The 14,556-nt window shown below is 73.8% G+C and carries 9 protein-coding genes; 2 read left to right on the top strand and 7 right to left on the bottom strand.

Annotation, left to right across the window (positions count from 1 at the left end; all coding sequences use genetic code 11):
* Window positions 1-49: 49 nt before the first annotated feature.
* The 5 genes from ACR80Q_RS02205 to topA all read right to left on the bottom strand — a co-directional run bounded on the left by ACR80Q_RS02205 (window position 50) and on the right by topA (window position 10,222).
* Window positions 50-1,666 carry an alpha/beta hydrolase gene (locus ACR80Q_RS02205; RefSeq protein ID WP_435375904.1) on the bottom strand — a complete coding sequence of 539 codons (1,617 nt, stop codon included), beginning with the start codon at window positions 1,664-1,666 and terminating at the stop codon, window positions 50-52.
* Window positions 1,663-2,808, bottom strand: coding sequence for a DNA polymerase III subunit delta' (locus ACR80Q_RS02200; protein ID WP_435375903.1), 1,146 nt, complete (start codon window positions 2,806-2,808; stop codon window positions 1,663-1,665). Before ACR80Q_RS02200 ends, ACR80Q_RS02205 begins: the two co-directional genes overlap by 4 nt.
* On the bottom strand, window positions 2,805-6,470 hold the full coding sequence (tmk, locus tag ACR80Q_RS02195) for a dTMP kinase (protein ID WP_435375902.1): 3,666 nt from the start codon (window positions 6,468-6,470) through the stop codon (window positions 2,805-2,807). The genes ACR80Q_RS02200 and tmk overlap by 4 nt, the downstream gene beginning before the upstream one ends.
* Before the next feature lie 110 nt (window positions 6,471-6,580).
* Window positions 6,581-7,189 (bottom strand): hypothetical protein, encoded by a 609-nt coding sequence (locus ACR80Q_RS02190; protein ID WP_435375901.1) that lies wholly within the window; start codon window positions 7,187-7,189, stop codon window positions 6,581-6,583.
* Between the two features lie 147 nt (window positions 7,190-7,336).
* Complete coding sequence (gene topA / locus ACR80Q_RS02185; RefSeq protein ID WP_435375900.1) at window positions 7,337-10,222, bottom strand: type I DNA topoisomerase; 2,886 nt, start codon at window positions 10,220-10,222, stop codon at window positions 7,337-7,339.
* A 225-nt stretch (window positions 10,223-10,447) separates the two neighbouring features.
* On the opposite strand from topA, the gene ACR80Q_RS02180 reads away from it, so the two are divergent.
* The gene (locus ACR80Q_RS02180; protein ID WP_435375899.1) at window positions 10,448-10,717 is read left to right on the top strand and encodes a hypothetical protein; all 270 of its coding nucleotides are present in this window, start codon (window positions 10,448-10,450) and stop codon (window positions 10,715-10,717) included.
* Window positions 10,718-10,753: 36 nt separating this feature from the next.
* Here ACR80Q_RS02180 and ACR80Q_RS02175 read toward each other — a convergent pair whose 3' ends face one another.
* A complete protein-coding gene (locus ACR80Q_RS02175) occupies window positions 10,754-11,431 on the bottom strand; it encodes a TetR/AcrR family transcriptional regulator (protein ID WP_435375898.1) in 678 nt (225 codons plus the stop codon).
* A 219-nt stretch (window positions 11,432-11,650) separates the two neighbouring features.
* Here ACR80Q_RS02175 and ACR80Q_RS02170 point away from each other — a divergent pair, with 219 nt between their 5' ends.
* On the top strand, window positions 11,651-12,616 hold the full coding sequence (locus tag ACR80Q_RS02170; protein ID WP_435375897.1) for a hypothetical protein: 966 nt from the start codon (window positions 11,651-11,653) through the stop codon (window positions 12,614-12,616).
* Window positions 12,617-12,694: 78 nt separating this feature from the next.
* Here the strand turns inward: ACR80Q_RS02170 and ACR80Q_RS02165 are convergent, their stop codons facing one another.
* Window positions 12,695-14,290, bottom strand: a complete 1,596-nt coding sequence (locus ACR80Q_RS02165; RefSeq protein ID WP_435375896.1) for a DUF7059 domain-containing protein — start codon at window positions 14,288-14,290, stop codon at window positions 12,695-12,697.
* Window positions 14,291-14,556: the final 266 nt, after the last annotated feature.

Here is a 14,556-nt window from a genome sequence, read left to right as displayed (position 1 = left end):
CGGCTCGACCGGCCGGACGGACCGGCACCGGGGCTCCGCGGGCAGTGCATCAGTACTCCGCGACGCAGACCAGGCCGTCCTCCGGCACCGTGCCCTGCAGCAGGTACGCGTCCAGGGCGGTGTCGATGCAACCGGCCCCGGTCTGCCCGTAGGCGGTGTGGCCGTCGCCGTCGAAGGTCACCAGGACGCCGGACTCCAGCTGCGCGGCCAGCCGCTCGGCCCACACCCCCGGCGTGGCCGGGTCGCGCGTGGTCCCGACCACGACGATGTCGGGGGCGCCGGCCCCGTCGACCTCGGGCCACGCGACGGGCTCGTGCGGCCAGCTCAGGCAGGGCAGTCCGCCGTAGGCCAGCTGCGGGCCGAACGTGGGCGCCTCGACGGCCAGCTCGGCCGCCAGCTCGTCGAAGTCCTCGACGGTGATCTCCCGCAGGCCCTCGGGGTCGGCGCCACCGTCGATGCAGTTGACGGCGTAGATCGCCTCGCCCGCGTTGTTGCGGTAGGCGCCGTCCGGGCCGCGCTCGGCGAACAGGTCGTTGATGATCAGCAGCAACGACCCGTCACCGGCGAGGGCCAGACCGAGCCCCTGGCGCAGCGCCGGCCACAGGTCGTACTGGTAGAGCGGGCCGATGATGGCGAACAGCCCCAGGCCCTGGCCCAGCGGGCGCTCGGGGTCCTCGGTGGGCAGCGGGGCCGTGTCCAGCGCGGCGATCAGCCCGCGCACCTGGTCCACCCCGTCGGCGACCGACCCCGTCAGCGGGCAGTCCTCCTGGGTCAGGCAGTCGGCGACGAACGACTCCAGCGCGACCTCGAAGCCCCGTGCCTGCTCCAGGGCCGTCTGCGGGTCGGAGGCCTCGCGGGCGGTGAGGTCGACGGCCCCGTCCAGCACCATCCGCCCGACACGGTCGGGGAACAGCTCAGCGTACATCGCGCCCAGCACCGTCCCGTAGGACTTGCCCAGGTAGGTCAGCTCGTTGTCACCGAGCGCCGAGCGCAGCACGTCCATGTCGCGGGTGGCGGAAACCGTGTCCACGAACGGTGCGACGGGGTCGTCGGCGCAGCCGTCCGCCAGCGCGGCGGACAACCGCTCGAGCTCGACCAGGTCGGCGGTGTCGTCGGGGCTCGGGTCGGCGGCGGCGAACTCGTCGTAGACCGCGTCGTCCAGGCAGTCCACGGCGGCGGAACGGGCGACGCCCCGCGGGTCGAAGCCGACGACGTCGTAGCCGGCCCGCAGGGCCTCGGTGGTGACGAACTCGGCCTGCAGCGCGTAGTCGACGCCGGACCCGCCGGGCCCACCCGGGTTGACCACCAGCGAGCCGAGCCGCTCACCGGAGGCCGGCAGCCGGGTGAGGGCGATCTGCAGCCGTTCCCCGCCGGGGTCGCCGTAGTCCAGCGGGACGTCCAGGCTCGCGCACTCGTGCTCGTCGACCGTGACGCCCTCGGGCGGGTCGACGTCCTCGCAGCCGCCCCAGTCGACGGTCTGGGAGTAGAACGGGCCGAGGTCCGGCTCGGGGGCCGCGGTGACCGACGGGTCCGCGGGCGAGGCGGCGACGCCCTCGGGCTCGCCGCCGGCCAGGCTGCAGCCGCTGACGGCCAGCGCGAGCGCCAGGGCCAGCGCGGGCGGCCCCGGGCGGAGCGGACGACGGGGGCCGGACGGTGCGGTGCTCACGAGGACTCCCCCAGCTGGACGGTCATGCCTTCGAGCGCGAGCGGCAGCGCGGCGTTCTGCGTCAGCCGTCGTCGCGTCGTGGTGATGGTGTCGCAGACCCGGAGGACGTCCGCCGGGCTGGACCGCCTGGCGAGACCCTCGACGTCGGCCCGCATGTCGCCGTTCACCAGCGGGACCGACGCCCCGGCCTGCACCACGAGGACGTCGCGGTACAGCGACAGCAGGTCCAGCAGGGCCCGGTCGAGGCCGTCGGTGGCGCTGCGGCGGGCCTGCCGCTTGTGCGACTCCTGCAGCTCACGCCACTGGGTCCGGACCTGACGGGGCAGCTCCTCGGGCGTGGCGACGCCCATCATGCGCAGCCACTCGGCGTTCTCCTCCTCCTGCGCGGCCTCGACCGCCGCGGTGGACTCCTCGGTGGCGATGTCCTTGAGCTCCTGGGCGACCTGGACCGCGCCGGGGACGCCGACGGCGCGCGAGGGGGTCTGCAGCACCTCGCGCCGACGGCGGCGGGCGTCCGGGTCCAGGGCCAGCCGGCGGGCCACCCCGATGTGGCCCTGCGACGCCGCCGCGGCCCAGGCCGCCTCGCCGGGGCTGATGCCGTGGCGGGCGACGAGCACGTCGGCGACGGCCGCGGCCCGGGGCACCCCCAGGGTCACCACGCGGCAGCGGCTGCGGATAGTGGGCAGGAGGTCCTCGGGGAACGGGGCGCACAGCACCCACACCGTGTGCGGCGGCGGCTCCTCGACCTCCTTGAGCAGCATGTTGGCGGCCACGTCCCGGAGCCGGTCGGCGTCCTCGACGACCACCACGACCCAGCGACCCCGGGTGGGCGCGACCGAGGCCCGGCGGACCAGGTCCACCACGACGTCCTTGCGCAGCTGCATCTCGTCGGTGGCCAGGACCGTGACGTCGGGGTGGGACCCGGCGAGGGCCTCACGGCAGTCGTGGCAGCGCCCGCACCCGCCGTCGGGGCACTGCAGGGCGGCCGCGAAGGCCCGGGCCGCCACCGAGCGACCGGACCCGGGGGGCCCGGTGACGAGCCAGGCGTGGGCCAGCCCCGACCGTTCGTGCTGGCGGCGGACGGCGCGCCGCAGGACCTCGACCGCGCGTTCCTGACCGACCACGGCGTCCCAGACGCTCATCCGTCCCGTCCCCGCGAGCGACGCCACCCGCCGGGGCCGGTCGAGCCGGTCGAGGCGTCGTCGGGCAGGTCGATGCGTTCCGGGCGCGTGCCGGGCAGGGACTGCTCGTCCGGCTCGGCGTCGTAGAGCTCGTCGGCCAGCTCGCCCGGCTGCCCGTCGTCGCCCTCCGCGTACTCCTCCGTCGCGTACTCGTCCGTCGCGTACCCGTCCGTCGCGTACTGGTCGGTGGCGTACTGGTCCGTCGCGTACTGGTCGGTGGCGTACTGGTCCGTCGCGTACTGGTCCGTCGCGTACTGGTCCGTCGCGTACTGGTCCGTCGCGTACTGGTCCGTCGCGTACTGGTCCGTCGCGTACTGATCCGTCGCGTACTGATCCGTCGCGTACTGATCCGTCGCGTACTGATCCGTCGCGTACTGATCCGTCGCGTACTGATCCGTCGCGTACTGATCCGTCGCGTACTGATCCGTCGCGTACTGATCCGTCGCGTACTGATCCGTCGCGTACTGATCCGTCGCGTACTGATCCGTCGCGTACTGATCCGTCGCGTACTGATCCGTCGCGTACTGATCCGTCGCGTACTGATCCGTCGCGTACTGATCCGTCGCGTACTGATCCGTCGCGTACTGATCCGTCGCGTACTGATCCGTCGCGTACTGATCCGTCGCGTACTGATCCGTCGCGTACTGATCCGTCGCGTACTGATCCGTCGCGTACTGATCCGTCGCGTACTGATCCGTCGCGTACTGATCCGTCGCGTACTGATCCGTCGCGTACTGATCCGTCGCGTACTGATCCGTCGCGTACTGATCCGTCGCGTACTGATCCGTCGCGTACTGATCCGTCGCGTACTGATCCGTCGCGTACTCGTCCGTCGCGTACTGGCCGCTCGCGTCCTGCTCCGTCCCGTCCTGGTCCGTCGCGTACTCGTCCGTCGCGTACTGATCCGTCGCGTACTTGTTCGTCGCGTACTGATCCGTCGCATACTGATCCGTCGCGTACTTGTTCGTCGCGTACTGATCCGTCGCATACTGATCCGTCGCGTACTTGTTCGTCGCGTACTGATCCGTCGCATACTGATCCGTCGCGTACTTGTTCGTCGCGTACTGATCCGTCGTGTACTCGTCCGTCGCGTACTGGCCGTTCGCGTCCTGCTCCGTCCCGTTCTGGTCCGTCGCGTACTCGTCGGCCCCAGGGGCCGCGGCGGCCGGTCCGGCGGCGAAGCGGTCCGGCGGGTAGCGGCGCGTCCGGTTCGACGGCAGGGCGGGGATGACCGCCGTGTCGCTGTCGTGCACCTCGGCGCGGGCCAGGTCGGCCTGGTGCCGCCGGAGCTCGGCCTCGGCGGCGGCCTGCTCGGCGCGGAGCTTCTCGGCCTCGCGGCGGGCCGCCGCCAGCTGCTCGCGCACCCGTGCGCGGGCGGCCTCCTCGGCCTCGGCCACCGCCACCGCGTCGACCTCGCGGTCGGCGCGCGCCCGCGCCTCCTCCGCCAGTCGCGCGGCGGCGACGCTCTGCTGCCGCTCCGACAGCGGCAGCATCCGTCGCAGCCGACCGATGACGAGGTCCAGGACCTCCTCGCGCGGCAGGGTCGCGTCGACGACGAGGTAGTGGCGGGCGTCCTGGGCGGCCAGGCGCAGGAAGGTCTGGCGGACGTCGGCGTGGAACTGCTCACCAGCGGCCTCCACCCGGTCGGCCACCCCGACCCCGTCGCGGCCGTCCATCCGGGCCCGGGCCAGCGCCGGGTCGACGTCGAGCACGACCGTCAGGTCCGGACGCAGCCCGTCCGTGGCCCAGCGCGACAACCGCGCGACCTCGTCGCCCACCAGGTCGCCGCGGGCACCCTGGTAGGCCACCGAGGAGTCCGTGTAGCGGTCGCTGACCACCACGGCACCGGCGGCCAGCTCGGGGGCGACGACGGTCGCGACGTGCTGGGCGCGGTCCGCCGCGAACAGCAGGGCCTCGGCCCGGGGGACGGGTCCGGGGCCCTGGGACGAGTCGTCCCAGTCCAGGACCAGGCGCCGCACACCGTTGCCGACGGGGGTCCCGCCGGGCTCCCGGGTCAGGACGACGCGGTGGCCGAGCTCGTCGGTGAGCCAGCCCTGCAGACCGATGGCCAGGGTCGACTTGCCGCTGCCGTCGCCGCCCTCGACGACCACGAAGAAGCCCCGGTGGGGCCGCGGCGGGTCGAGCGGGTCCGCGGCGCCCTTCCGGACGGCGTCGACCACCTCGGCTCGCAGGCTCAGCCCGGGGCGGTCGTCGAGCTGGCGGAACGTGACGACCCCGACGGCCACGGCCAGCACGCCGGCCAGCGCCATGACGATGCCGGCGCCGCTGAACGTCCAGGTCAGGTCGTCGGTGACGGTGACGGCCCGGTCCCCCACCAGCTGGGTGGCCAGCCACGGACCGGCGGCCATCACCGAGATCAGCACCACCCGGACCGCGGTCTGGACGAACGCGAAGGTGCGGCCGCGGATCTCGTCGTCGACCTCGCCCCCCAGCAGCGTCATGCCGGTGACCCAGGCCAGGCCGGCGAAGAAGCCGAGGGCCAGCACCGCGACGACGGACAGCACGATGTCGGGCGACAGCCCGACCACGACCAGCACGACACCGGCCGCACCGATCGACGCACCGAACAGGCGACGGCGGCTGACGTCGCGCAGCGTGCGAGGGCCCTGCCACACCCCCAGCGCCATGCCCAGGAACACCGCGCCGAACAGCACGCCGTAGCCGGGGGCGCCCGCGCCCAGCCCCGCGGCGTAGACGATGCCGAGCCCGATGACGAAGCCACCGGCTGCGAAGGCACCGATCATGCCGCCCACCAGGCCTCTCACGACGGGGGTACGGGCGATGAACGACCAGCCCTCGACGATCTGCCGCCACAGGGACGGGCGGGCGGCCGGCACGCCGTCGGGGTCGGTGACCACGGCCCGCACGGCCGGGCCCTCGGCCGAGGGCGGCAGGGGCAGCCGGGCGATGACGACGGCCGCGACCAGGTAGGTGGCGGCGTTCACGTACAGGGCCAGGTCGACCTCGCTGGCCACGGCGGAGGCGAAACCGCCGGACAGGTCGTCCAGCAGGTTGCTCAGCAGCGACAGCAGGACGAAGGCGAGCGCGGCCAGCGGGGCCGTGCCGTAGGTGGCGATGACCCCCAGCTGGTTGGCGGCCTCGAGCCGTCGCCGCGGGACGAGGTTGGGGACCATCGCGTCCTTGGCCGGCATCCAGAACAGCGCTGCGACCTCGATCAGCACCGTGGCGACGAACAGCCACTCCAGGGTCCCGACCACCGGGATGGACAGGAACAGCAGGCCCCGCACCGCGTCGCCGACGACCAGGGTCGTCCGCCGGTCGAGCCGGTCGGCGAGCACGCCCGCGATGGGGCCGAGCAGCAGCGACGGGGCCAGCCGCAGGATGAACACCACCGACACCGCCAGACCGGCGGCGGCGATGTCGTCGGTGCCCCCGGCCAGCTGGGTGGCGAAGAACGTGATGGCCAGCAGGCCGAGCCAGTCGCCGAAGCTCGACAGCCCCAGGACCAGCCACAGCTGGCGGAAGGCGGGGTAGCGCAGCACGGCGGCCGGGCTGTGGTCGGGGGCGCCGTCCAGGTCGTCGGGGACCTCGACGACCTCGGGGGCCTCGTCGACCGGAGGGACCGGGGGCGTCTGCGTCACCTCGTCAGGGTACGTGCGCCGACCCCGGGGACGGGGAAGCCGCTGCCGCCGGTGGGGGGACCGGCGGCAGCGGCGCTGGTGGGGGGCTCAGGACCCCTGTGGACGGGCGGTCAGCGCAGGACGGGGAACCGCTGCACGATCGCCAGCGACTTCCACCCGCGACCGAGACCGAAGGTGTCGGCGGCACCCAGGACGAGCAGGAGGAACAGCACGCCCGCGTAGATCAGGTGGTCGTCCATGAAGGGGTTGTTGGGCGGGGGCAGCACGGCCGCCCACATCAGGACCAGCATCAGGCTGCCGGAGACGACGGCGATCCTCATCCCGATGCCGAGCATCAGGGCCACACCGATCCCGAGGAGGCCGATCATGAAGATCCAGTCCGCCCAGGCGGCGCCGGCGATGGAGTTGAAGGTCGAGGCGAGCGGCCCGGTGGGGGCGTTGGCCAGGAAGCCCTCGGTGGGCGAGCCGCCGTCGATCCAGGCACCCTCGGCGGGGGTGGCCCGGCCCAGGCCGAACATCTTGTCCAGGAACGCCCACAGGAAGACCCAGCCGATCGCCAGGCGGAGCCCGGCCATCAGGTAGCGGGCGACGGGGGGCAGACCGGAGGAGCGGGAGTGGACCCCGTGATCGCGGGTGCCCTCACCGGAACCGGTCTCCGTGATGACCTCGAGCCGGTCGCTCTGGGTGGGGACGGTGGGACGGCGGGTGGTAGCGCCCATGATGGCCTCCTGTGGTTCCGACCGGCCCTGTCGGCCCGGTGCACCACCTCCGGCGGCGCACCCCAAGAGTCCCGCCCACCTCGGTCCCCGGCTCGGGACCTAGGTCCTTGATCATCATGGGCGGCCCACGGACCGCCGCCGGCCGCGTCAGAGGGTCGGAGCCGTCCCCGCCGTCGTCCTCGTGGCCGCCGTCTTCTTCGCCGCGGTCGTCGTGGCCGTGGTCTTCTTCGCCGCGGTCTTCTTCGCCGCGGTTGTCGTGGCCGTCGTCTTCTTCGCCGCGGTCTTCTTCGCCGTCGTCTTCTTGGCGCTGGTCTTCTTGGCCGCCGTCTTCTTGGCGCCGCGCTTCTTGGCCGGGCCCGCCGCGCGTCGGTCGGAGAGCAGCTCCACCGCCCGCTCGAAGGTGATGGACTCCGTGGAGTCCGCCCCGCGCAGGGTCGCGTTGGTCTCGCCGTCGGACACGTAGTCCCCGAACCGGCCGGAGCGCACCGTGATCGGCTTCTCGCTCACCGGGTCGACGCCCAGCTCCTTGAGCGGGGCCGGCGCCGCCCGCCCGCCCCGACCGCGCTTGGGCTGGGCGTAGACCGCCAGCGCCTCCTCCAGCGTCACCGTGAACATCTGCTCCTCGGTGTCCAGCGACCGGGAGTCGGTGCCCTTCTTGAGGTACGGGCCGTAGCGGCCGTTCTGCGCCGTGATCTCCTCCTCGCTGGAGGGGTCCACGCCGACGACCCGGGGCAGCGACAGCAGCCGCAGCGCGTCGTCGAGCGTCACGGTGTCGATGGTCATCGTCGACAGCAGGCTGGCCCGACGGGGCTTGTCCTTGCTGTCCTCGGGGAGCACCTCGGCCACGAACGGGCCGAACCGGCCGGACTTGACGATGACGTCGTGGCCGGTGTCAGGGTCCTGGCCCAGGACGGTGTCGCCCTTGGCCGCGTCGGCGATGAGCTCACGGGCGCGGGCGACGGTCAGCTCGTCGGGGGCGATGTCGTCGGGGACCCCGGCGCGCACCTCCTTGCCGTCGGCGCCGGCGGAGGCGTTCTCGTCCTGCAGGTACGGCCCGTAGCGACCGACGCGCAGCACGAGTCCCTCCCCGAGCTCGATGGTGCTGACGGCGCGGGCGTCGATGTCGCCCAGCTCCTCGGCCAGGCCCTTGAGGCCCTCGGCCAGTCCGGTGAGGCCCTGGCCGGCGCCGCCGGGCAGCGGGGGCAGACCGGCGGCCGGGGTGCCGTCCGCGCCCTCGGGACCCGATGCACCGAAGTAGAACCGGGCGAGCCAGTCCGACCCGGCGACCTCGCCGGCGGCGACCCGGTCCAGGTCGGCCTCCATCTCGGCCGTGAAGTCGTAGTCGACGAGCCGGGGGAAGTGCTCCTCCAGCAGGCGCGTCACCGCGAAGGCCAGCCACTCCGGCACCAGGGCGTTGCCCTTGTGACGGACGTAACCACGGTCGATGATCGTGCCGATCGTCGCGGCGTAGGTCGACGGGCGACCGATGCCGCGCTCCTCCAGCGCCTTGACCAGGCTCGCCTCGGTGTAGCGGCTCGGCGGGCTGGTGCGGTGCTCGGCCGTCGCGACGTCCTCGGCGTCGACCCGGCCACCCTCCTCCAGCTTGGGCAGGCGGTTCTCGGTCTCCCCGTCGGTACGGGCGTCGTCGCGGTCGGCGTCGCGGCCCTCCTCGTAGGCGGACAGGAACCCGCGGAAGGTGATGACGGTGCCGGAGGCCGACAGCTCGACGGTGCGGTCGTCGGAGGTTCGCGCGCCGATCCGGACCGAGGCCGTGGTGCCACGGGCGTCGGCCATCTGCGAGGCGACGGTGCGCTGCCAGATCAGCTCGTAGAGGCGGAACTCCGCGCCCCGGACCGACCCGGCGACCTGGGCGGGGGTGCGGAAGGAGTCCCCGGCGGGGCGGATCGCCTCGTGGGCCTCCTGGGCGTTCTTGGACTTGCCGGCCCAGGTGCGCGGGGAGGCCGGGACGGAGTCCGCACCGTAGAGGTCCTTGGCCTGGCTCCGGGCGGCCTGCACGGCCGTGGCCGACAGCGACGTCGAGTCGGTCCGCATGTAGGTGATGTAGCCGCCCTCGTACAGCGACTGCGCGACGCGCATGGCGTCCTTGCTGCTCAGGCGCAGCTTGCGCGAGGCCTCCTGCTGCAGCGTGGAGGTGGTGAACGGCGCGGCCGGCTTGCGCGTGTAGGGCTTCTCCTCCACGCGGGTGACCGAGAACTCCGCGTCGGACATCGCCGCGACGAGGGTGCGGGCCCCGTCGACGTCGAGCACGGCCACGTCGGCGTTCTTGAGCCGACCCAGGTCGTCGAAGTCGCGGCCGGTGGCCACGCGGGCCCCGTCGAGGGAGGTCAGGCGGGCCGAGAACTGCTGCCGGTCGCCGGGGGCGCTGAAGGTCGCGGACACGCTGGCGTAGTCGGCGGCGACGAACGCCATCCGCTCGCGCTCGCGCTGCACGACCAGCCGGGTGGCCACGGACTGCACCCGACCCGCGGACAGGCCCTGCCGGACCTTGCGCCACAGCACGGGGCTGACCTCGTAGCCGTAGAGCCGGTCGAGGATCCGACGGGTCTCCTGCGCGTCGACCATGTTCTCGTCGATGTCGCGCGTGGCCTCGAGGGCGCGGGCGATGGCCTCGCGGGTGATCTCGTGGAAGACCATGCGCTTGACGGGGACCTTGGGCTTGAGCTCCTCGAGCAGGTGCCACGCGATGGCCTCGCCCTCGCGGTCCTCGTCCGTGGCGAGGATGAGCTCGTCGACGTCCTTGAGGGCGCGCTTGAGCTCGGTGACCTTCTTCTTCTTGTCCGCGTCGACGACGTAGTAGGGCTCGAAGCCGTTGGAGACGTCGACGGCGAACTTGCCGTACGGCCCCTTCTTCATCTCCGGGGGCAGCTCCGACGGCTGCGGCAGGTCGCGGATGTGCCCGACCGACGCCTCGACGACGTAGCCGTCGCCCAGGTAGCCACCGATGGTCTTGGCCTTGGCCGGTGACTCCACGATGACGAGGGCCCGGGAGGTGGGCGATGAGCTACGAGCCACGCGGTGCGTCCTCTCTGCGCGGGCGGGCCCGTGCAGCGTCTGTCAACGCGGACGAAGCTCGCCCGACCCGCGCCACGGTAGCCGTACCGGCGCCGGGGTCGCTCCGCGGCCACCCGCCCTGCTGACAAACCCGCGGATCGGGCGCATCCTGTTCCTGTGGGGCTCGCAACGGGGCAGCCGGTCCCGCCACCGAGGGTGCTGGTCCCGTGGTGGCGGCGGCCTTTCGTGCGCCCGACCGAGCCGACCGCCCCTCCCCTGCAGCGGCTGGTGGCCGACCTGCAGCGCCTCGAGACCGAGGCGGAGCGACTGCTGGGCGATGCGAGCGTGCTGGGGCGGGGGCAGCGGCTGATCGCCCTGCGGATCGCCTTCGACCTGGTCCTGATGGACGCGGCCCGGGCCCTGGAGGTGCCGCTGCCGCACGAGAAGGCGCCCTTCACCAGCGACGAGCGGTTCCGGGTGAGCATCGACCTGACCGCCGCCGGCCTGCGCTGGTAGCCCGGGCCCACCCGGCCGACCTCGGACCCGTCGGGCTCACCCGGCCGGCGTCGGACCCGTCGGGGTCGAGCCCGGCCGTTCGAGGTCCGCGGCCAGGTCGTCCAGCTGCCGGCGGGTGAACGCCTCGCTGTCGGTGAACGCCCAGCGCAGGTGCCCGGACACCTCGACCGACACGATCCCCAGCATCCGCTGGAAACCCATGACGAACGGGTAGACCTCGCCCGGCCGCATCGGCAGGCCCATGGCGTCGGCGGCCTGCTGCAGGTCCGCCCGCAGCGACGGGGCGAGGTCGGAGTCGGGCAGGGTGCGCAGCCGACCGGCGCGCAGCAGGTCGACGAACAGGCCCCCGAACAGCTGGCCGAAGCGGCGTCCACTCACGACGGTCGGACCACCCTCGGGCGCCTCGTACCCGACGATGGGGGTGCCGTAGACCAGCCCGAACTCGGGTGTGTTGGCCAGCGCCCAGGTGCGGAACGCCCAGGTGGCCCGTCGCAGCCGGGCGTCGTGGTCCGTGGGGTCGCCGGCGTCCACCGCGGCCTGGCAGACGTCGGCCACCTCGTCCTGGCAGGCCGCGATGAGCAGCGTCAGCAGGTCGTCACGCCCGCTGACGTGGCGGTACAGCGCCGGGGCGGTGACGCCCAGCCGACGGGCGACCTCGCGCACGACGACCGCGTCCGGACCGCCCTCGACCAGCAGGCTCCGGCTGGTCGCCACGATCCGTCCGGTGGTCAGCGGTTCCCTCGCCACGGCAGGCCCCCCTACGGGTCCGGGGGTGTACCCCCTTGTTGGTGAACGATGTTAACCGTATCGTGGGTTAACACCGTTCACTCCCGCTCTGGAGGTCCCCGTGGTCAACGTCTGCTCGCTCCCCGCCCTCGCCACCCCGGCGTCGCCCGACCTGCCGCGCCCGGCCGCAGCCGTCGGGGCCGACCGGTGAGCGCCCTGGCCCGCGCCGCCTGGTCGGTGAGCCGAGGTCTCACGGTCCTGCTGGCGGTCAACGTCGTCCTGGTCCCCGTGGCCGTGGTGATGGGGCTCCTCGACGACACCGTCACCGCCGGCGCCCCGGCCTGGGACAAGCCGCTCAAGTTCGGCCTGTCGTTCCTGGCGTTCGCCCCCGCCATGCTCTGGATCTACTCCCACGTCCGACGCACCCGGCTGGTGCGGGTCGCGCTCGAGGTCGCCGGCTGGGCGATGGTGGTGGAGATCGCCGTCATCACGCTGCAGGCCGCGCGCGGCAGCGCCTCGCACTTCAACGTCAGCACCCCGCTGGACACCGCGCTGTGGGGCGTGATGGCCGCGGGGGTCGGCATCTTCAGCGTGGTCGTCGCGGTGGCCGGGGTCGTCCTGGCCCGACACCGCCTGCAGGGTGCCCTCGGCCTGGCCATGACGCTCGCGGTACCGCTCATGCTCCTGGGCGCGGTCAGCGGCTACCTGATGACGAACCCGCGACCGGGTCAGATCGAGGCCGGGGCCACGACGGTCGGCGGGCACACCGTCGGCGCCGTCGACGGCGGACCCGGGCTGCCGCTGCTGGGCTGGTCGACCGTGGCGGGCGACGACCGGGTGGCGCACTTCGTCGGGCTCCACGCCCTGCAGGTCGTCCCCGCGGTCGCGCTGCTGCTGGTCTGGCTGGTCGGGCGCGGGGTCCTCCACCTCGACGTGCGTCGGCAGCGGCAGGTCGTCGCCCTGGCCGCGGCGTCCTACCTCGGGCTCATGGTGACGCTGTTCCTGCAGGCCCAACGCGGCCAGTCCGTGGTTGCGCCGGACCTCGTGACCTGGGCCCTCACGGCGGCGCTCGTCACCGCACCGGCCACCGCCGCCGCGGTCCTGGCCCTCAGCGGCAGGCGTCACCAGCGAGCCGCCGTCGCGGCACGCACGGACGACGTCGTGGTCGGCTGACGACCGCGGCGACCAGCAGCGGGTCCACGTCGAGCGGGTCGCGTGACGCTCGGGACACGGCTGCGGTCGGGGCGGTGGTCACGGCAGGACCAGCAGCCCCTCGGAGACCAGGCCCCGGACGGCCGGGAGCAGGGCGGCCCGCAGCTCGGCCTCCTCCGTCTGCAGCAGCGAGGCCAGGGCCCCCACGACCTGACCGACGGTGAGCTCGCCGTCGCACGCCCCGACCAGGCCCGCGAGCGCGGTGGAGGCCTCGACCACGCGGCCCCGACGACGGGTGTCGACCAGGTGAACCGTCCGCGGGTCCGCCTGACCGGGGTCCAGCTCCCGGCGCTCGACGACACCGACGGCCACGACGGGACGGGTCCCCAGCAGCGCCTCCAGGTCGGCGTGCGCCCCCACCCGACCCAGGGCGTCGTGACCGGTGAGGCCGGCGGCGATCACGTCGCGCCAGGCCCCGGGCACCGCCGCGTGCTCCTCGTCGAACCGCCGCAGCGGGGGCGTGGCCGGGTCCGCCGCGCGTCGGCGCAGGGTGACGACGCCGAACCCGACCGCCTCGACCCCGCGCTCGGCGAAGTCGTCGAGCCACGCCCGGTACCAGGAGTCCGCCTCGGTCCGGTCGGGGCGGCCGCCGTCGGAGATCCAGGCCTCGGCGTACAGGGCGGGGTCGGCGAGCTCACGCTGCACCACCCAGACGTCGAGCACGTCGTCGCCGCCGCTGGCCTCGTGCAGCCGTCGCGCGGCCTCCTCGACCCAGCCCCCGAGCCGGTCGGTCCACGGCTGGTCGGCCCGGTCCTCCCAGTTGCCCAGGAACTGGGCCAGGCCGCCGGGGCGCAGGTGCAGCGGGGCCTCCAGCAGCATGCGGCGGACCACGTCGTCGCCGGCCAGGCCGGCGTCGCGGTAGGTGTAGGTGGGCACGTCGGCCCGCCGGGGGGTGACGACGAAGGGCAGGTTGGCGACCACCCGGTCGAAACGCTCCCCCGGCACGGCGTCGAACAGGCTGCCGGTCCTGACGTCCAGCTGGACCCCGTTCAGCGCGGCGGTGACACGGGCGAAGGCCGAGGCCCGGCTCGACACGTCGGTCGCGACCAGCCGCGCAGCGGTGCGCGACAGGTGCAGCGACTGCACGCCCGACCCCGCGCCCACGTCCAGGCAGCGCTGCCCCCGCAGCGGTGGCACGACGGCCCCGACGAGGGTCGTCGACGCCGCGCCGACCCCCAGCACGTGCTCGGTCGGCAGCACCCCACCGCCGTGGGCGAGCTCGCCGAGGTCCGAGCAGACCCACCACGCCGACTCGCCCAGATCGTCCGCGACGGCGTGCGGCTGCAGGTCGACGCAGGCCCGGACCTGCCCCGACGTCACCCGTACGAGCAGCCCGAGGCCGACGGCGCGGTCCACCCCCAGCGTCGGCAGCGCGGCCGCCGCGGCGTCCACCGGCACGGCGTCACCCAGGGTGAACAGGCGGATCAGGACGGCCACCGGGTCGACCGCGCTGCCCAGCTCGCGCCGCACGGGTACGGCCTGGTCGCGGGCCAGCGCCCGGGCGGCGACGTCGCCCAGCCGCTCGGCGACCCCGGCGACGGTGTAGCCCGCCGCGTCGAGGTCGTCACGGAGCAGGACGAGGTCGGCCCCTCCGAGCGGGGCCGGCGGGGCAGGCGGGGCGGTCGAGGCGGTCACCCCGTCACGGTAGGCGTCCGGTCACCGGGCCACGACGCATGACGCTGCTCCGGTGCCACGGCCCGCCGCCACCCAGCTGCCCGCCGACGAACCGGCCCTGTGGGGGCCTGGGCCTCCAGCGACGCAGCACCCGCCTGAGGCCGGACATGCTGACCGGGGTGCGCGACGACCTGCTGTGCTGGTCACGACCTGGACCGCCCACGGGGACGGTCCTCAGCGCGCCGCAGTACCTGCCGCTGGGGCTAGTGGCCCCGATCGAGACCCTC

The sequence above is a fragment of the Aquipuribacter aurantiacus genome (genome assembly GCF_051216895.1).
Taxonomy (GTDB): Bacteria; Actinomycetota; Actinomycetes; order Actinomycetales; family JBBAYJ01; genus Aquipuribacter.
This window is presented reverse-complemented; position numbering and strand designations above follow the sequence as displayed.